The sequence below is a fragment of the Herminiimonas arsenitoxidans genome (genome assembly GCF_900130075.1).
GTDB classification, from domain to species: domain Bacteria; phylum Pseudomonadota; class Gammaproteobacteria; order Burkholderiales; family Burkholderiaceae_D; genus Oxalicibacterium; species Oxalicibacterium arsenitoxidans.
Map to the genome: position 1 here is coordinate 575,534 of NZ_LT671418.1, position 18,116 is coordinate 593,649.

The following is an 18,116-nucleotide window of genomic DNA, read 5'->3' on the forward strand; positions in this document are numbered from 1 at the left end:
TTCCAGCAGTGAAACCGAGCAGAAACGATCCTTGCCCTTGCGGCAGCGGCAACAAATACAAAAAGTGCTGCGGCAAGGTTATCCAGATTGAACCCGTGCGTCCGGCACGCGCCAGCGAAGTTGCACGTGAGTGCGGCGATTGCACGGCATGTTGTGACGGCTGGTTGAAATCAACCATATACGGACATGAAATGCGTCCGGGCGTGCGTTGTCACTTCGTGCGCGACGGCGGTTGCAGTATTTATGAAACGCGGCCGGATTCGCCTTGTCGTCAATTCGAATGCGGTTGGGTTGATCCAGAAAGTCCTTTCCCGGATGCCTTCAAACCGACCAAGTTGGGCGTGATCATCGTCAAGACGACTTGGCAGGGCAAGCCGGCATATCGCCTGGCGTATGGCGGCCGCGATCTGCACAAGGACGAGCTAGAATGGATGATGAACTTCAGCCAGCAAACCAATCGTCCGTTTTTCTACGAGCAGAATGGTCAAACCTTGGGTTATGGACCAGCCGCGTTCCTGGAAGATATGCAAAACAGGATTAAGCGCGGTATTCCACTGTTTGAATCGCATGCATCGGCGCGCTGATTAGGGCTGGTGATGCGGCAAAACTGAGCGACGGTTTTCAGCTAATTATTCAAAGTTCGGCTTGTTTCGTTTTTAAACGAGATAAGCCGTTTTTTATAAGTAAAGAGATTGAAAGATTTGGGGTCGCAAGACATTAGCTGCAATTTTCGCAAGATCAGTTGATGTTGTGGGCGTGTTTGATGTCACTAATGCAAGACTTTAACTGCGGCCCTGGAAAATATTTACTGTCCACAACGCCGAGGCGATACCTGTATGCATTTGCTTGATATATGATCGCCGCATTGAAATTTTATTTAAAGCAACAGGAATTTCCTGGGCGGTATTTCCGGTGTGTTGTACGGTCGTTCATTCGTGAAAATTTTCTTTTAGCGAAACCCGGCGCAGTGTCTCTCTTTACCTGATCACAATTAGGCAGTACATGAAACATTTCGTACAACAGTATTTCGGCAAGCAGGGCGACACAACGCTTTTTGGCGTAGAGAGACATATACAGCGCTTCAGAGGCGCTTTATTTTTATTGGGCATAGTCCTGCCATTAATTCTGTTTCTGGCCTTAGTCGACAACATCAACAATGTTTCATTTCTCACCGCCGAAAGAGCTTTCTTGTGGTCACTGCGCGAATATGCAGAGCCTCTGATCGGACAAATAGCAAAAGAAGTCTCGACCTTAGTGACGGTCATCAGCATTTCCATATTGGCTTATTGGATGTACCTACGTTTGTGGCGCGTAGCGTTCTTTTGGCTGGTCGCAATAGGCGGCGCAGCTATTCTTGGTTCCCTCATCAAAACAGTCATTCAACGCACGCGTCCGGATTTGTGGCTAGCAGTTTTTCCACATACTTCTTTTGGTTTTCCTAGCGGACACGCGACACAGTCGATGGCCATCGCGCTGGCTTCGGTGATTTTATTGCGCGGCAAGAATTGGGCCCCTATGGTCGTTGCCGCTGGAGTTGGATTCGTCATGCTGGTTGGCGCATCCCGCATGTACCTTGGCTACCATTACCCAACAGATATTCTGGCTGGCTGGATGCTGTCATTTGCCTGGGTTACTGCAGTTGCCATGTTGTTCAATACGCGCTATCTGACGATACAATCAAGATAAGCATCTTCGACTTCATCTTTACATCCGTAACAAATTAAGCTCACAATCAAAGCGCGATGTGTACTAACGTACATTTCGATTGCGCTACATTGTCTACAATGAATTTCCTGCCTAGGATTCATAAAGGAGCTTATATGAGTAACGCAGTTAGAAATAAAACCTCCCTGTTAGCCATAGACCTGATCGAAGAGCAGTTGCGGGTATTGCCTATATCGATAGCCATGATCTTGCGCCCAGTGAAAGCAAGCGACGCAGCATCAAATGCAGGACCTATTCTGGTTTTGCCAAGAAAGAATAAGACAGCCAAAACCGGATCAGCCGGGAATATCGTAGTCGGCAATGCGCATGCAGCGACAGTACTGGACTTCGAGGCATCGAATCATGTGCTGTCGGATAATCCACAGCAACAAGCAACGTATCTGCGCGTTGTTATCAGCAATGCCTTATTGGCGATTGGGATGTTCCTGAAAGAACATGAACTGGCCTCCATGCGCACGCCGGAGATTCAATTTCTGGATCATGTTCTTGATGCGATTCTCAATGCGAACACTTTCCATATCGAGCCTGGCTACATCCCCATGGCGACGTTTGATGGCCTGGTCATCGACAGCAAGTTGAATGGCACGCCATTGTTTGGGGATGGTGTTACCGAAGGATTCATGGAGTTTGGTGATGCGGTCGCGCTGCTTCAGTGGCTAGTTCATTACCTGCACGGGGAAAGACATTTCGTGAGTGGTGGCGATGCCGGTTAATGCAAACCAATAAAAAACACCTCTTTATAGAGGTGTTTTTTATTAAGCTATCGGTTTTTGAAAACGATTAATTTCAACTATTAAAATAGTGCTATTTAAAGCCTATTTGAAAAAGCACTAAGGTGTTTGAAGCTTGCTGTTGTGGCTGTTATATTAAAAAAAGCCAACCCATATCGGGTCGAATTTGATGTCATCATCGTTCGGGATAGCCATGAAACTGCTGCAAACATCTGCCAGTCTCGTTGTTGCACTCATAGCCTTGTCAGGCTGCGATGGGAAATCTTCTTCATCGACATCTGCACCAGCTGCAAATCCTCCAGTTACTAGTACTCCCGCTCCCACAGTCACGCCTGCGCCACCAAACAATATGCCTAGCTCCGTTCCAGGATCAGGGCCAGCCGAAGGCGGCACTGCGATTGGCGGCATGGTCGGAAATCAAGGAAAAGACAGTGCAAAACCGAGCGATACGCCCGCGCCAACCGGCGGCGATGGCACGACGCCCAAACCTGCATCTTCAGCTTATTAGGAGTCAAGCATGACTCCATCCTTCTTAATTACTAGCCAGTACCGGAAAGCAAGCAAAGCACGTTTTTCATTTGTTTTTAATCCCATTAAAGCGTGCAGTTAAAGCGCGACAGGAGGTGATCCAATGGATATGAATCGAAGACAATTTTTCCGCGTGAGCGGTGCAGGGCTGATGGCATCCAGCCTGGTTGCACTTGGCTTCTCGCCGACGCTAGCGTTGGCAGAGACGCGCGCGTTCAAGCTGGCACGTGCAACCGAAACGCGTAATACATGTCCGTATTGCTCGGTGGGTTGCGGCCTCATCATGTACAGCCTGGGTGACAAAGCCAAGAATGTGACGTCAGAGATCATTCATATCGAAGGTGACCCGGATCATCCAGTTAATCGCGGCACTTTGTGTCCGAAGGGCGCTGGTCTGCTCGACTTTGTACACAGCTCAAATCGTCTGAAGTATCCAGAAATACGCGAGCCAGGCAGCACAGAATGGAAGCGCGTCTCCTGGGACACCGCGATGTCTCGACTGGCCAAGATGATGAAGGAAGATCGCGACGCGAACTTCCTCGCCAACAATGCTGATGGCAAGGTCGTCAATCGCTGGACCAGTACCGGCATGCTGGCAGCGTCCGCATCCTCCAATGAAACCGGCTACATCACGCACAAGGTGATGAGATCGATGGGGATGCTCGTCTTCGACAACCAGGCGAGGGTTTGACACGGTCCTACGGTAGCCAGTCTGGCTCCGACGTTTGGACGAGGTGCGATGACCAACCACTGGGTGGACATCAAAAACGCTGATCTTGTTTTAATCATGGGTGGCAATGCCGCCGAAGCACATCCGTGCGGCTTCAAGTGGGTAATCGAAGCCAAGCATCATAATAAAGCCAAGCTGATCGTTGTCGATCCGCGCTTTACGCGTTCGGCTGCCATGAGCGACTACTACGCACCTATCCGCGCCGGTAGTGATATCGCCTTCCTCGGTGGCGTGCTGAACTATCTGCTGAGCAACAACAAAATTCAGCAGGAATACGTCAAAAACTATACTAATGCCTCCTTCATCGTCGGAGAGGATTACGGCTTTGAAGATGGATTATTTACTGGTTACGACGAAGCGAAACGCCGCTACAACAACAAGAGCTGGGGTTACGAGTTAGACGACAAAGGCTTTGCCAAAGTCGATCCGACGATGGAGCATCAACGTTGCGTATTGCAAGTGATGAAGCGTCACTATGCGCGTTACACACCAGAAATGGTCAGCAAGATCACAGGCACGCCTAAGGATAAATTCCTGAAAGTGTGTGAAATGATTGCGACGACTGCAGTGCCTAACAAGGCCATGACAGTGATGTATGCGCTCGGCTGGACACAACATAGCCAAGGCTCGCAGATCATACGCACTGGCGCGATTATGCAACTCCTGCTCGGCAACATTGGTATTGCAGGCGGCGGCATGAATGCCTTGCGTGGTCACAGCAATATTCAGGGCTTGACTGATCTCGGACTGCTCTCGAATTCATTGCCTGGCTATCTGTCGCTGGCCAACGAAGCAGAGCAAGATCTCGACACCTATTACAAACCACGTGCGCTCAAGCCTTTGCGGCCGAATCAGATGAGCTACTGGCAGAACTATCCGAAGTTCTTCGTCAGTCTGCAAAAAGCATGGTGGGGCAATGCAGCCACGGCAGAAAATTCCTGGGCCTTCCACTATTTGCCCAAGCTCGACAAGGTCTACGACGTATTGCAGGCTTTCGAGTTGATGAACCAAGGCAAGATGAATGGCTATATTTGCCAAGGCTTCAATCCGGTCGGTTCCTTCCCTAACAAGAAGAAAATCATCGATGGTTTATCCAAGCTCAAATTCCTCGCCATCATTGATCCGCTGAATACGGAAACAGCCGAGTTCTGGAAAAACTATCCAGACCATAACGAGGTAAGCACCAAGGATATTCAAACGACGGTATTCCGTTTCCCGTCCACCTGCTTTGCTGAGGAAGATGGTTCGCTCACCAATTCCGGTCGCTGGCTGCAATGGCACTGGAAGGGCGCGGAACCTATCGCTGAAGCACGAGGCGATGCAGAAATCATTGCTGACTTGTTCCATCGGATGAAGACTGCGTATGTGAAAGACGGCGGTGCTTTCCCTGACCCAATCGTTAACCTGACCTGGCCGTACAAAATACCGCACAGCCCGTCAGCGCAAGAATTGGCGATGGAATACAACGGCAAGGCCTTGACCGATCTGCTTGATCCGAAAGACGCAACTAAAACCCTCGCCAAGGCTGGTGAGCAAGTATCCGGCTTCGGCTTGTTACGCGACGATGGCAGTACCGCATGTGGTTGCTGGATCTATGCAGGTGCATGGACGCAAGCCGGTAATCAAATGGCGCGCCGCGACAATGCCGATCCATGGGGCATAGGGCAAACGCTGAACTGGGCATGGGCATGGCCAGCTAACAGACGCATACTGTACAACGCAGCATCGAGTGCACCTAATGGCAAGCCTTGGGACCCTAAACGCAAGCTGGTTCAATGGAGCGGCACAAGCTGGGGTGGGTCAGACGTACCTGACATCCGGCCTGATGCCAACCCTGATGATCCGGATCGTGTGGAGCCTTTCATCATGACTGCGGAAGGTGTTGCTCGTTTGTTTGCGCCTACCGGCATGGCAGAAGGGCCATTGCCTGAGCATTACGAACCGTTCGAGTCACCATTGGATAACAATCCGATGCACCCGAACAATCCGAAGGCAAGAGCTAATCCAGCGGCGCGTGTTTTCAAAAGCGATATAGATACCTTTGGCACTGCCAAGGATTTCCCTTACGCAGCAACCAGCTATCGCTTGACCGAGCACTTCCACTACTGGACCAAGAACGTACTGACTTCGGCCATTATCCAGCCGCAACAGTTCGTGGAAATTGGCGAGGAACTAGCGAGGGCCAAAGGGATCGCAAATGGAGATTGGGTGAAGGTCTCGTCGAAACGAGGATTTATCAAGTGTGTGGCCTTGGTCAGCAAGCGCATTCCGCAGCTGGATTGCGATGGCAAGAAAGTGGACACGGTGGGCTTGCCAAATCACTGGGGATTTATTGGCGTCGCCAAGCCCGGTTATCTGGTCAATACACTGACCCCATTCGTCGGTGATGCCAACACACAAACGCCAGAATACAAGGCGTTCCTCGTCAACATCGAGAAGGCTTGAAGGAATAATTATGTCCTCACTACAATCTCTTGATATCGCCTTACGCTCGGCCACCACGACGCCAAGCCCGCAAGTCCGCAATCATGTGATCGAAGTAGCCAAGCTGATCGATGTCACAAGCTGTATCGGTTGCAAGGCTTGTCAGGTCGCATGTATGCAATGGAATGATTTGCGTGACACGGTTGGCGATACGATCGGCACTTACGACAATCCACGTGATCTGACGCCGGAGTCATGGACTGTCATGCGCTTTTCCGAAGTCGAGATGCCAACCAAAGACGAGGGCATGCGTCTTGAATGGCTGATACGCAAGGATGGCTGCATGCATTGCGACGAGCCAGGTTGCCTGAAAGCTTGTCCGGCACCGGGTGCCATCGTCAAGTACGAGAATGGCATCGTCGATTTCATCAGCGAAAACTGCATAGGTTGCGGTAATTGCGTGATCGGTTGTCCATTCGACGTTCCGCGTATCAGCAAGAAAGACGACAAAGCCTACAAGTGTTCGCTCTGTTCTGATCGCGTCGGTGTCGGTTTGGAGCCAGCTTGCGTCAAAGCTTGCCCGACCGGTGCGATACGCTTCGGCAGCAAGGAAGACATGCATCACTTCGCTGCGGAACGCGTGGTCGATCTGAAGGAGCGCGGCTACGACAAGGCTGGCGTTTACGATCCGCAAGGCGTAGGTGGTACGCATGTCATGTACGTTCTTCAACATGCCGACAAGCCTGGCTTGTATCACGGTCTGCCAGACAATCCTAGCATCAGCCCATTGGTATCGCTATGGAAGGGCGCAGCCAAACCACTCGCAGTCGCCGCGATGATAGGTGCCGCAGTCGCCGGCTTCTTCCATTACATCAAGGTCGGTCCACTTGATGCAGATGCCGAAGAAGATGACGTCGTTGATCCCGCATCACCTAAGCCACCAAGTCAGGATGAGCGGGATAAACACAACGCGGATATTGTCTGAGGAGAACCGACATGGCAAAAGTTATAGAACGTTATGCTGACCGCATGCGACTCAATCACTGGGCAGTCGCCTTGCTGTTTATCTGCGCGGGCTTATCAGGTCTCGCTATTTTCCATCCATCGATGTTCTTTTTCAGCGCACTGTTTGGCGGTGGTTCGTGGACGCGTATCTTGCATCCGTTCTTTGGCGTATTAATGGTGCTGGGATTTGTCTTCCTGTTCCTGCAGGTATGGCGCGACAACTTCTGGACGCGCGAAGATAGCGAGTGGGTAAAGAAAGCACCGGAACTGCTTAAAGGCAACGAAGAAGGCATGCCGCCAGTCGGCAAATACAATGCCGGGCAAAAGGTAGTATTCTGGCTTTTCGGCATCAGCCTGGTGTTGCTGCTGGTAACTGGATTCATGTTCTGGCGTCCATGGTTTGCAGATATTTTCCCTATCGGTTTGCGTCGCGTTGCGGTACTCGTTCATGCGATCGCAGCGACCGTGTTGATCTTGAGCGTCATCATTCACGTCTACGCTGCGATCTGGGTAAAAGGCTCGGTCCAGGCAATGACGCGTGGCACCGTCAGCGAAAAATGGGCACGCCGACACCATCTCCTTTGGTATCGGAAAATCAGTGGCGAAAAGTAATGTTTGAGGGCACAATCAATTCATGACGATCAGCCAAGTAAGCCCACTACTTAGCCCTGAAGAGATCGCTGTCCGCGCCGGACAGCAGGTGCAGCATCTGCGCTTTCCTGAACGCTTCGATGTGTTTTCTTCACGCGAAGCGCGATTGAGGCAACGTGCTGCATCGCACTCTATGCAGGATTTTCTTCTCTTCGCTGCCGAGCTGGTGCGTGCTCAGCACAGCATTCTGCAATCCTATCCTGATGTGGTTTTGCCCGATGCTGCGGCCCTGGATGCTGCAGCAAATTTAGGTCAGGCACCTATACCAGCTATATTGTGGCCACGCGATCCCAAATGGCGTATGGCGTTCCGCACGATGCTTGATGCTTTGAATTCACGACTCGCAGGCAATCCTGCACAAGCTGCCGTGCATGAAGTACAGCAGATGAGTGATCAAGAGCTGGAGCTACAAGCCGATCGTCTGCTCAATAACATCATGTTCGGTTTGAATCTGGCAACAGCATCGTTGATCGCTGCCGGCTTGCAGGCCTACTGGACGCACATGCTGTTGGCAACATTGAAAGCGCGTGGCAATGATCAATTGGCACCATTCGGACGCATAGCAGATTCGACCCGATGTCCTTGCTGCGGCAGCCGCCCAACGGCATCCATATCACGCATCGATGCCGATGGTAGTTATCGTTATTTGCATTGCTCGCTATGCTCATTGCAATGGCATATGGTGCGCATCAAATGCAGTCATTGCGAAAGTACCAAAGGCATACACTACCATTCCTTGCAGGCACTTGAAGATACGACTTCGATTGAGGCAAGGAAGGCAAGCATCGAAGTTGAAACTTGCGATGAATGCAATCACTATCTCAAGATAGTCCGCATGGAACGCGATATTGCAGTCGAGCCTATCGCAGATGATCTCGCATCAGTAACACTCGATCTCTTGGTGTCAGAAGCTGGCTATCAACGTCATGGCGTCAATCTGATGCTGTTGTTCGGCGATCCGGATGGTCCGGATATTAATGACGGCGGGGGCGGCTAATGGCAGAGACCGGAGAGTCCGTGGTTCACGGCTCGAAGGCCAGGCCCCAGGATCTGCCTTCGATAGATAAACTGCTGCGATTGACAGCAGTCCAGCCCTTGCTGGAAGCACATGGGCATACACTCGTTGCAACACAAGCGCGTGTTTTACTCGATAGCTTGCGTGTGCAAGCCTTGTCCGACAACCTGCAACAATCCGATATTCAGAACGATGCCTTGAGTGCTGCATTGGCCTTGAGTATCGAAGAGCGTTTGACTCCTCGTCTACGTCGCGTACTTAACCTCACTGGCACCGTCATTCATACCAATCTAGGTCGTTCCGTATTGCCCCAGGCAGCGATACGCCATCTCACGGCGATGATGGAAGGGCCGAATAATCTTGAGTACGATTTGATCGATGGTGGTCGTGGTGATCGCGACAGCATCGTTGAAGGATTGCTGTGTGATATTACCGGCGCGGAAGCGGCGACCGTCGTCAACAATAATGCAGCTGCGGTATTACTATCGATAGCCGCACTGGCTGGTGGACGCGAAGTTGTGGTTTCACGCGGTGAATTGGTAGAAATTGGCGGTGCCTTCCGCATGCCGGATGTAATGGCCAGCGCCGGTGCCATCATGGTTGAAGTTGGCACGACCAACCGTACGCACCTCGCTGACTATGAGCGCGCAATTACAGCGCGTACGGCGATATTGATGAAGGTGCATACCAGCAATTACGCAGTTGAAGGTTTCACTTCTTCGGTGCCCGAATCACAACTGGCCGTACTGGCGCGCGAACGCGGCGTCGCACTGGTAACCGATCTGGGAAGTGGTTCGCTGATCGATATGGGACAACTCGGCTTGCCACAGGAACCCACACCACAACAGATGTTGGCAGATGGCTGCGGTGTGGTTACTTTTTCTGGCGATAAATTACTCGGCGGTCCGCAAGCAGGGTTAATCGTCGGTGAACGTGATCTGATTACAAAGATACGCAAGTTCCCTATGAAGCGCGCCTTGCGTCTTTCCAAATTACCTTTGGCTGCACTGGAAGCTACGCTGACGCTATACCTTCAACCTGAATTATTAACACGTGATCTGCCTACCTTGCGTTGGCTGACGCGTACACCGGAACAGGCTGCTGAAACCGCGAATGTCTTGCTAGCACCGATGACTGCAGCATTGGCACCGCGTTATACGGTTGCTGTTCAAGCCATGTTGAGTCAAATTGGCTCTGGATCGCTGCCAGTAGATAGATTGCCGTCGGCTGGCTTGGTGATTTCGCCAGTGCTCGCGAGAAAACGCGGCACAGGCACAGCCTTGGAAAACCTCGCTACTGCGTTACGTAGTTTGCCATTGCCCATCATAGGTCGTGTCGCCGATGACAGCTTGCTGCTGGATTGTCGTTGTCTCGATGATGTGACAGATGTTTTAGCGCAGTTAACTACCTTGCGCGAAAGACTCGCATGATGTCTTCAGTTAATCATCCATGATAGTCGGCACAGCTGGGCACATCGATCATGGCAAGACTGCGCTGGTACGCGCATTGACCGGCATAGAGGCCGATCGTCTACCGGAAGAAAAACGCCGTGGCATCACGATCGAATTGGGTTATGCCTTCATGCCTGCTGCGAATGGCAGCTTGATCGGCTTCGTCGACATGCCAGGTCACGAAAAACTGGTGCGCCCATGGTCGCAGGTGCCAGCGGTATCGATTTTGCCTTGCTGTTGATTGCTGCAGATGACGGCATCATGCCGCAGACAATAGAACATTTAAGCATCTTGTCGCTATTGCATGTACGTCGTGGCGCAGCCGTGATTACCAAGATAGACCGCGTTGACGAGAGCGTCAAACATGAACGAATAACGCAAGTACAAGCCTTGTTGGCAGAAGCCGGCCTCAACGATTATCCCGTTTTGTGTGTCTCGGCTTTGCGCGGAGATGGTGTAGATGATCTGCGCAGCTTGTTGCAACACGAAGCGGAACAAGCGAAAACAGACGTGGTTGCCGAAACCGCTTTCCGCATGGGACTGGATAGGGCATTTACGCTGGATGGCGTTGGTACCGTGGTGGCAGGCAGCATAGCCACAGGCATAGTGCATGTCGGCGACTCTTTATGTCTGGCACATGCGCCGGATAAATCGTATCGAGTACGCAGTCTGCATGTACACAATAAAAATGTGGAAACAGCACACGCTGGCCAGCGTTGTGCAGTCGGTCTGGTTGGGCTTGAGCGTAACGTAGTCGAACGCGGACACATGTTATGTGACCCTGCGATTGCGCAGAGTTCCTTACGCATGGACGTGTTCCTGCAGGTGGCCGCTACGGAAGCATCATCTTTACGTTCCGGCACCTTGGTGCATCTGCATCTGGCAACACAGGAATGTATGGCTTCTGTTGCGATACTAGGATCGTCATCAATCGTCCCTGGCGAATCAGGTTTGGCGCAGTTGGTGGTGCAGCAGCCCATTAATGCATGGCACGGTGACAGATTCATTTTGCGCGATGCCTCAGCCAATCGCACCGTGGCCGGTGGCAGTGTGTTGGATACGAATGCGCCGGCGCGTTATCGTCAAACGCCACAACGCCTCAATTATCTGCAAACGCAACGCAGCGAAGATCCCGCGACACGTTTGCAAGGCGCGTTAGCACATGCACCTTTTGGCTTGAATAGTGCTGAATGGCTACGTAGCGCCGGTCTGCACGATTGGCCATTCACTCTTGATGCCTTGGACAATATTGTGTTCGGGCTGAGCAGGGAATGGGCGATTTCGCAGGAACGCCTGCAGGAAAACGAAGCAGCAGTGATCAATGCCTTGCAAGCTTTCCACACCAAGTACCCAGAAGATATCGGTCCGGATTTGCAGCGAGCACGACGACTGGCAGCGCCGCGTATGCCGGAAGCTTTATGGCAGCAGTTGATAGCTCGCATGGCAACAAACGCCGTGCTGGCGAAGCGTAATGGCTTCCTGCATCTGGCTGAGCATGGCGTGCAGTTACAGGCAGCAGAAAAGATAGTCGCCGAACGCGCCTTGCCTTTGCTGTTGGAAGGCAGTTTTGATCCGCCGTGGATACGTGATATTGCCGACGCGATCAAGCAACCAGAGACGCAAGTTCGCCATATCTTTATCCGTTTGGCTAAAGCGGGTGATGTGTTCCAGATCGTCAAGGATCTGTATTACCATCCATTGATAGTGCGAAAATTGGCCGCGTTGGTACGTAATATCAATCGACGCGATGGCGAAGTAACTGCAGCAAATTTTCGTGATGCGACCGGATTAGGCCGTAAGCGCGCGATTCAGATATTGGAATTTTTCGACAGAATCGGTTTCCTGAGGCGTGTCGATGACAAGCATCTGCTGCGACCAGGAACTGTGTTATTTCCCGAAGGGGAATGATGTTAGTACGGAAGGAAATCGTCCCTGGTGGGGCGGCTGGGCTTCAAACCCAGTTGGTGGCGCCATGCGTCGCTGGGTGGGTTCGACTCCCGCTTCCTTCCGCCATTATTTGCCATGCATGCAAATGAATGCGTGCATATCAAGAACGTTCAGCGTGTCATGATGCGTCTGAGTCCAAAGCTGATCGCATCGACGGCACACACCATCAACAGCATCGCAATAATCACACTGGCCGCTTGCTGCATTTGAAACAGCGACAAATGGTACTTCAGCATCTGGCCCAGGCCACCTGCGCCAACCACACCGAGAATAGCCGCCGCGCGGATATTGTTTTCCCAGCGATATAAAACGTAGGACATCATTTGCGGACTGCTTTGCGGCAGCGTTGCGTAGAAGAATGCTGCGATCGGATGTGTGCCATTGATACGTAACGTAGCTTCAGGCAAAGGCGGACAATTTTCCAGCGTATCGGCGAAGAGACGGCCAAGTACGCCTATCGTATGTATCGTGAGTGCCAAAGTGCCGGCAAATGGGCCTAGCCCGGCAGCGATCAGCAAGATGGAAGCCCAAACCAACTCTGGAATCGAGCGCAACACATTCAAGATCCCGCGCGTGACGAAACGAGCAGTCATGCCGAATCGTCCGCTGGCCGGCAAGCTTAATAACATCCCGAAAAATGCAGCAAGCAAGGTACCGATGACAGACATTGCCAATGTCTCCAAGGTAGCAATGCCGATTCTTTCGAGAAAAGTTGGTGCAAGTTCCGGCGGCGAAAATCCGCGCAGGAATTCCAGGCTAGTCCGAACTGCATCTTGACTAAAGAAGTCACACCATTTCAATGGCAATGAAATGAAGCTCGCAAATACCAGCAACAAGATGCCAACTAAAAGCGTAATAGTTGACCAGCTCGTTTTTGGTTGGACAGGCAACTCAGCGGTCATCGTCGATTTCATTCCAGCCTCCTGCGCAACATGGCCGACACGCCATCGGCACAAGCAACCAGAAGAATGAACACGATCAACATCGTCGATAACTCGTCGCCAGCCAGCATCTTCATCGACTCATCCATACGCTGCCCAAGACCGCCAGCACCGACAAAGCCCATGACAACCGAGCCGCGAATCGCGCATTCCCAACGATAAACGGTATAGGACACCAACTCTGATGCAGAGGATGGCAAGGCACCGAACAGAAACGCGCCTAAACGGCTGCTGCCATTCTGCAAGAGTGTGTCGCAAGCGGATGGATCGGAAGATTCAAGTATGTCTGCATACACTTTGCCCAGCATGCCGCAATAAGTCAGCGCAATCGCAATCACGCCAGCAGTCGGACCAAGGCCAACAATACGTACCAGTAACAAGGCCCAGACGAGTTCTGGCACGCTGCGCAGCAAGACCAGTAACCAGCGCACGAGTTGGCGAAATATCTTTGCCAGCGGTGAAGCGCGTCCTGTACCTAGACGAGAAATTGACAAACGTTCCGTCGCCAACAAGGTCAATGGAATCGCGCCGAGCAAGGCTAATGTCATACCGGCAGTCGCCATCGCAATCGTTTCCCAAGTCGAGATGGCGACCATTTGCAGGAATTCGAGCGAGTGTGCCGGTGGGAAGAAGCTGGCTAAAAACTTCCCGGTAGCCTGCAAGCTCTGCGCATCGAATAATATCCATGGCTTGAATTCCGCCATTACCAGCATCGGCCACAACACGATGATGACAACAGCCAATCCCATGATACGGCCGCGCCATGCAGGATCGCGGTCTGGCATGGCAAGAGAGGAGGGCGATGTCATGGATGTGCGTCTGATAAATGTATGTGGCGAGTCATCAGCAACGCGGCGGGATGGCAACAGGAATCAGACCGATATCGGCAGGTTCGCTGACATGGCTATCACTATTACGATACAAGGCTTCAATCATCGCATCGCTGATATTTTCATTTGCTGCATCAAATACGATACGACCATCACGCAAACCGATAATGCGCGGGAAATTGGCACGTGCCAATTCAACCTGATGCAGGCTGCAAATCAATGTAGCCTGTCGCTTAGCCGCTTCTTGCTGTAGTACGGCTAATGTTTGCAGAGCCAAAGTCGGATCGAGCGCCGATAAAGGTTCGTCCACCAGAAAAACTTCCGCGCTAGATACCAATGCGCGCGCCATGCCGCAACGTTGACGCTCACCGCCGGATAAGCGATCCACGCGGGCGTACAACTTGTCTTGCAGATTGAAGCGAGCCAAGGCATGAAACGCCGTCTCAGGTTTGATCGGTCTAACCAGCGAACGCATCGCTTGCCACACACTCCATTGCGGCAACAGACCTGCCAATACGGCATTCACTACGCGTTGGCGCGGCGGCAAGGGTGGTGTTTGCGGCGCGAGAAACAGGCGAGAGCGCATCGCATGCCGTGCGCTATTCGTCATTTGCCACGGATTTTGGCCAAAGATTTGAATGTCACCGGATTCCGGCGTCAATGCGCAGGCGAGCGTATGCAGCAAGCTGGTTTTGCCAGCGCCAGATGGGCCGATCAAGGCTATCTGTTCACCTTGTTGAATAGAGAGCGTCAATTCACGCAAAGCCAAAGAGGATTTGGCTGCGCCACTATGATGGACAGATATTTTTTGCAGATGGAATGTCATGCTGACCAATCAGATTTGGTGTGGTCAACGCCACCTTCAGACTGAAGGTGGCGTATCAGGCAACGCTATTATTTCAGCAAACCGGCGTTACGTGCAGCCGCTTCGATTGCTTTGTAATTCTCTGGCTTGGTTGGAATGAAACGCGTTGCGCGTTGCAGCTCCAGAATTTCCTTGCCTTCAGGTGTATTGCTGTTCAGTTCCAGGAATGCATCTGTCAGTTTTTTACGCACAACCGGATTCATGTCGGAACGTACACTCCAGTTGTAATCGTAATAGCCAGGCGTGGTGTAGAACACGCGCACGACTTTTGGATCAACCTTGCCGGAATCAACCAGCTTCTCCCATACCGAGATATTGAGTGTGCCAGCATCGACCTTGCCGCCAGCAACCGCCGCCACAGTCGCATCATGTGCGCCAGAGAAGGCTACGCGCTTCATATCCACATCCGGATTGATCTTGGCTGCCAACAAATACGAGCGTGGCATCAAGTGGCCGGAAGTCGAAGATTCCGAGCCGAAGCTGAATGTTTTACCCTTCAAGTCTTCCAGCTTGTGGATGGAGTTATTTGTTGTGATGAACACGGATTTGAATTTTTCGTCCTCTTCGCGCTGCACTAAAGGAACGATCTTGCCGCCGCTGCGTACGTTCGCCTGCACAAATGTAAATCCACCAAACCAGACCATATCCAGCTTGTTATTGATCAAGCCTTCAACCGATGCTGCGTAATCAGTGACGGGCGTAAATTCAACCTTCATCCCTAATTTTTTCTCTAAGTAGTTTCCAAGTGGCTTGAACTTGCGCTGCAACTCAGTTGGAGCTTCATCAGGAATGGCCGATACGCGTAATACTTGCTGAGCATGTACCAGACTGGTCGTGCCCAGCGTAAGCGTGGTGAGGAGGGCTGCGATCAACGCAGAACATTTAGGAAGAGATAAACGAATCATGTAACACCTCATATAGGGAAGGGCGTGGATGAAAATATCAACGTCAATGAAGCGAACTGCGTTTTGAAGCACTTGGGAAGAGTGAGGCAAGAGACTGAGAGCGACGACATCGTGATGTACTTTTTACAGGTCTCGATGTTGCAGCATAAGCCTTGGTTAAGGCAAGGTTAAATTGCAGTGTTTGTCAATCTTAGATATATGCAAAAAAATACCTATATCGCTTGACGCGGCTTTTGATCAGATTCATCGATCAATCGAAGTGCAGCTGATACAGCTTTTCGTTAGCGGCCCAAGTTCTAAATTGAGGCAACAAGGCAATCTGCTGCCATTGCCGGACACGCCAGCGTCAAGAGTGCCGACAAAGGAGTACAACCGATTAGAACGCGTAACCTATCCCTGCGTTGATCGTGGTGTTATTGGTCCGGCTGTCCGGCTCCCAGTGTATGCGATTGCCAACTTGGTAGTTGCCGCTAGAGCCATATTTGAAGGCAGAGTAATTGATACCGACATTCCCATGAAAATTTTGGGTGAATGCATAGTCGGCAGACAAGCCTAATTTATACAGATTGGAGTTACCCAGCGCACCTGAGAAGCCGCTCGGACCAGCGACGTCGATGTTCGCGCCGAAGGTTCTTCCGATCAAGGCATTAGCGCTTAGCACAAGGCGCGTAATTGGTGAGTATTGCGCGAGGGCGCCGATACCAAAAGAGTTATTGGTATAGGTTTCACCCTGATTCACAGCACGCTTCCATTCGTGGCGTCCAAGTTCTGCATACGGGGTAATCATGACTTCCCGATTCACGGAAAAGCCTTTACCCCAACGCAGACTGTAATCAGTCAGTGTCGCATCGTTCTGCTGAACCAGAGACCCGAAAGCGCCGCCAGTCGCAGGTGAGCCAACATAGTCCGTATATCCCTTGTTTCTGCTGTACTGAAATTGCAGATAATCATTCCCCAGAAGCCAATCCTTCATTACTGACACAGAAACCGCGAAACCCGGAACCCAACCATTTTCTGTATTGAACTTGCCAGCAGTCGTGCCCAATCGCCCGTCATTAGTTTCCGTATAGTTGACGTCGGTTGAAATGGCGTGAATACCAATCTGGTTATTCGAGTATTTGATGTCTTGCGTATCCGCGAAGGCAGTAGCACAGCATGCCAACGAGGCTGCAAAAATTATCGCTTTACTGATCTTCATTGGATCCTCCAGATGATCAAATGCTAAATCCCATTTTGCCTAGACATTGATGCCCACTATAGAGGTTCGTGGCGTTGCTCAGCATACGCTTTAAGTGACAACATTGTTCGAGGAAGCCCCTCCCGCAGCTGCTTGGCAACACCTGGCCCGAACAAAAAGGCAAGCGCGCCTGTAAACCTCTACGTTGCGGTGACGTTCATCGAGCCACAGCTCGTTCAATCAATAATGAATGAGCATTCGCTGCATGACACGGAATTAGCCGGGACCGTCGCTGGCGGCCGCCAAAAGCGGCACGACCAGATCGCTGATTGGCGTAGGGATGCCGTGAGATCGACCGTATCGCTGCACGACCCCGTTTCGACTGTCCCATTCGAGAGGGCGGCCAGCTTGCCGATCAGCGAGGATGGAAGTGCCCAAGTCGGGCGGGGAACGATGAAATTTATCTACGATCTCTTGCGGTACTTCGTCACCCAGTGTCGCACCCTCCGCACGAGCAACCTCAAGACATTCCCGCAGGTAGGCTAGAGACAGCTCGGTGATGTCGGTTCGGGAAAACATGCCAGCACGGCGACCTGTCAGAACCATTAAGCCCGCGACCGCGTTCTGTAGAAGCTTGCGCCACGCAACGGACGTAAAATCCGCGGCGACATCAACCGAGCACCGTGTGCCATTCAACGCCGCGAGCACCACGCCGGTCGCCGGCGTGTCTGGCAACGTGAGGCGCGGTTCGCCGCGTAGCCACACCGAAGCGTCCGGCTCGCGTTGAGCGGGAAACCACACCACCGAGGGCACTACTGGGCCGCCAGACAAGTAGGGCGCGAAGAGCGTTTTCTGCTCAACGCCATTTTGCAGCACGCAGACCACCGTCTTCTCGTTGCACAATGCAGAAAGCCACGGCGCAATCGCCGCCACCTGCGTCGACTTGACCGCGACGAAAACCAGATCGAACGTGTTCTTGATCCCGGCAGGATCAGTTTGCACCGACCCTGGCACAACGATACGACCACCATCGAAGCGCAGTTCCAGGCGCGCATGCGGCGAGCGGCCGCAAATCGTCGGCGTGCGCCCGACCTCATGAAGCGCCGCCGCGATCGTCGTGCCGATTGCTCCTGGACCAAGGAGCGCGATGCTTGGATTTTCAGTCATCATTATCATCCTGTCTTGATTGTA

General features: G+C 52.0%; 17 protein-coding genes and 1 tRNA gene. 12 read left to right on the top strand and 6 right to left on the bottom strand.

Annotation, left to right across the window (positions count from 1 at the left end; all coding sequences use genetic code 11):
• Positions 1-8: 8 nt before the first annotated feature.
• From BQ6873_RS18135 to BQ6873_RS02775, 12 genes are all read left to right on the top strand, one after another.
• Positions 9-584 carry an SEC-C metal-binding domain-containing protein gene (locus BQ6873_RS18135; RefSeq protein ID WP_197685169.1) on the top strand — a complete coding sequence of 192 codons (576 nt, stop codon included), beginning with the start codon at positions 9-11 and terminating at the stop codon, positions 582-584.
• Between the two features lie 418 nt (positions 585-1,002).
• Positions 1,003-1,686, top strand: coding sequence for a phosphatase PAP2 family protein (locus BQ6873_RS02725; protein ID WP_076591283.1), 684 nt, complete (start codon positions 1,003-1,005; stop codon positions 1,684-1,686).
• A 134-nt stretch (positions 1,687-1,820) separates the two neighbouring features.
• On the top strand, positions 1,821-2,438 hold the full coding sequence (locus BQ6873_RS02730) for a hypothetical protein (protein ID WP_076591284.1): 618 nt from the start codon (positions 1,821-1,823) through the stop codon (positions 2,436-2,438).
• A 211-nt stretch (positions 2,439-2,649) separates the two neighbouring features.
• Positions 2,650-2,964, top strand: coding sequence for a hypothetical protein (locus BQ6873_RS17955; RefSeq protein WP_157889100.1), 315 nt, complete (start codon positions 2,650-2,652; stop codon positions 2,962-2,964).
• Between the two features lie 123 nt (positions 2,965-3,087).
• Positions 3,088-6,159, top strand: a complete 3,072-nt coding sequence (fdnG, locus tag BQ6873_RS02745; protein WP_157889101.1) for a formate dehydrogenase-N subunit alpha — start codon at positions 3,088-3,090, stop codon at positions 6,157-6,159.
• Positions 6,160-6,169: 10 nt separating this feature from the next.
• Entirely contained in the window at positions 6,170-7,123 is a 954-nt protein-coding gene (gene fdxH / locus BQ6873_RS02750; RefSeq protein WP_076591288.1) for a formate dehydrogenase subunit beta, read from the top strand.
• A gap of 11 nt (positions 7,124-7,134) precedes the next feature.
• Positions 7,135-7,755: a formate dehydrogenase subunit gamma gene (locus tag BQ6873_RS02755; RefSeq protein ID WP_076591289.1), complete on the top strand. Its 621-nt coding sequence runs from the start codon at positions 7,135-7,137 to the stop codon at positions 7,753-7,755.
• 22 nt (positions 7,756-7,777) lie between these two features.
• Positions 7,778-8,791 (top strand): formate dehydrogenase accessory protein FdhE, encoded by a 1,014-nt coding sequence (gene fdhE / locus BQ6873_RS02760; protein ID WP_076591290.1) that lies wholly within the window; start codon positions 7,778-7,780, stop codon positions 8,789-8,791.
• The gene (selA, locus tag BQ6873_RS02765; protein ID WP_076591291.1) at positions 8,791-10,239 is read left to right on the top strand and encodes an L-seryl-tRNA(Sec) selenium transferase; all 1,449 of its coding nucleotides are present in this window, start codon (positions 8,791-8,793) and stop codon (positions 10,237-10,239) included. Before fdhE ends, selA begins: the two co-directional genes overlap by 1 nt.
• Before the next feature lie 19 nt (positions 10,240-10,258).
• The gene (locus BQ6873_RS18315; protein ID WP_269457219.1) at positions 10,259-10,501 is read left to right on the top strand and encodes a GTP-binding protein; all 243 of its coding nucleotides are present in this window, start codon (positions 10,259-10,261) and stop codon (positions 10,499-10,501) included.
• The gene (gene selB, locus BQ6873_RS02770) at positions 10,459-12,168 is read left to right on the top strand and encodes a selenocysteine-specific translation elongation factor (protein WP_269457220.1); all 1,710 of its coding nucleotides are present in this window, start codon (positions 10,459-10,461) and stop codon (positions 12,166-12,168) included. Before BQ6873_RS18315 ends, selB begins: the two co-directional genes overlap by 43 nt.
• 9 nt (positions 12,169-12,177) lie before the next feature.
• Positions 12,178-12,273 (top strand) — tRNA-Sec (locus BQ6873_RS02775).
• 44 nt (positions 12,274-12,317) lie between these two features.
• Here the strand turns inward: BQ6873_RS02775 and phnE are convergent.
• The 6 genes from phnE to BQ6873_RS02810 form a co-directional block, all read right to left on the bottom strand.
• Positions 12,318-13,121 (bottom strand): phosphonate ABC transporter, permease protein PhnE, encoded by an 804-nt coding sequence (phnE, locus tag BQ6873_RS02780; protein WP_076591292.1) that lies wholly within the window; start codon positions 13,119-13,121, stop codon positions 12,318-12,320.
• Positions 13,118-13,957 (bottom strand): PhnE/PtxC family ABC transporter permease, encoded by an 840-nt coding sequence (locus BQ6873_RS02785; protein WP_076591293.1) that lies wholly within the window; start codon positions 13,955-13,957, stop codon positions 13,118-13,120. The genes phnE and BQ6873_RS02785 overlap by 4 nt, the downstream gene beginning before the upstream one ends.
• A 34-nt stretch (positions 13,958-13,991) precedes the next feature.
• The gene (locus BQ6873_RS02790; RefSeq protein ID WP_076591294.1) at positions 13,992-14,804 is read right to left on the bottom strand and encodes a phosphonate ABC transporter ATP-binding protein; all 813 of its coding nucleotides are present in this window, start codon (positions 14,802-14,804) and stop codon (positions 13,992-13,994) included.
• A 68-nt stretch (positions 14,805-14,872) separates the two neighbouring features.
• Positions 14,873-15,748, bottom strand: a complete 876-nt coding sequence (locus BQ6873_RS02795; protein WP_083664365.1) for a putative selenate ABC transporter substrate-binding protein — start codon at positions 15,746-15,748, stop codon at positions 14,873-14,875.
• A gap of 376 nt (positions 15,749-16,124) precedes the next feature.
• A complete protein-coding gene (locus BQ6873_RS02800) occupies positions 16,125-16,946 on the bottom strand; it encodes a hypothetical protein (protein ID WP_076591296.1) in 822 nt (273 codons plus the stop codon).
• Between the two features lie 255 nt (positions 16,947-17,201).
• A complete protein-coding gene (locus BQ6873_RS02810) occupies positions 17,202-18,095 on the bottom strand; it encodes an oxidoreductase (RefSeq protein ID WP_076591297.1) in 894 nt (297 codons plus the stop codon).
• Between the last annotated feature and the right edge of the window lie 21 nt (positions 18,096-18,116).

Excerpts from the sequence above, each read along its gene's own strand:
- BQ6873_RS17955 (WP_157889100.1), top strand. The coding sequence starts at position 2,650 with ATGAAACTGCTGCAAACATCTGCCAGTCTCGTTGTTGCACTCATAGCC.
- BQ6873_RS02790 (WP_076591294.1), bottom strand. The coding sequence starts at position 14,804 with ATGACATTCCATCTGCAAAAAATATCTGTCCATCATAGTGGCGCAGCC.
- BQ6873_RS02795 (WP_083664365.1), bottom strand. The coding sequence starts at position 15,748 with ATGATTCGTTTATCTCTTCCTAAATGTTCTGCGTTGATCGCAGCCCTC.
- selB (WP_269457220.1), top strand. The coding sequence starts at position 10,459 with ATGGTCGCAGGTGCCAGCGGTATCGATTTTGCCTTGCTGTTGATTGCT.
- BQ6873_RS18315 (WP_269457219.1), top strand. The coding sequence starts at position 10,259 with ATGATAGTCGGCACAGCTGGGCACATCGATCATGGCAAGACTGCGCTG.
- selA (WP_076591291.1), top strand. The coding sequence starts at position 8,791 with ATGGCAGAGACCGGAGAGTCCGTGGTTCACGGCTCGAAGGCCAGGCCC.
- BQ6873_RS02785 (WP_076591293.1), bottom strand. The coding sequence starts at position 13,957 with ATGACATCGCCCTCCTCTCTTGCCATGCCAGACCGCGATCCTGCATGG.
- fdhE (WP_076591290.1), top strand. The coding sequence starts at position 7,778 with ATGACGATCAGCCAAGTAAGCCCACTACTTAGCCCTGAAGAGATCGCT.
- fdxH (WP_076591288.1), top strand. The coding sequence starts at position 6,170 with ATGTCCTCACTACAATCTCTTGATATCGCCTTACGCTCGGCCACCACG.
- BQ6873_RS02810 (WP_076591297.1), bottom strand. The coding sequence starts at position 18,095 with ATGATGACTGAAAATCCAAGCATCGCGCTCCTTGGTCCAGGAGCAATC.
- phnE (WP_076591292.1), bottom strand. The coding sequence starts at position 13,121 with ATGAAATCGACGATGACCGCTGAGTTGCCTGTCCAACCAAAAACGAGC.
- BQ6873_RS02800 (WP_076591296.1), bottom strand. The coding sequence starts at position 16,946 with ATGAAGATCAGTAAAGCGATAATTTTTGCAGCCTCGTTGGCATGCTGT.
- BQ6873_RS02725 (WP_076591283.1), top strand. The coding sequence starts at position 1,003 with ATGAAACATTTCGTACAACAGTATTTCGGCAAGCAGGGCGACACAACG.
- BQ6873_RS02730 (WP_076591284.1), top strand. The coding sequence starts at position 1,821 with ATGAGTAACGCAGTTAGAAATAAAACCTCCCTGTTAGCCATAGACCTG.
- BQ6873_RS02755 (WP_076591289.1), top strand. The coding sequence starts at position 7,135 with ATGGCAAAAGTTATAGAACGTTATGCTGACCGCATGCGACTCAATCAC.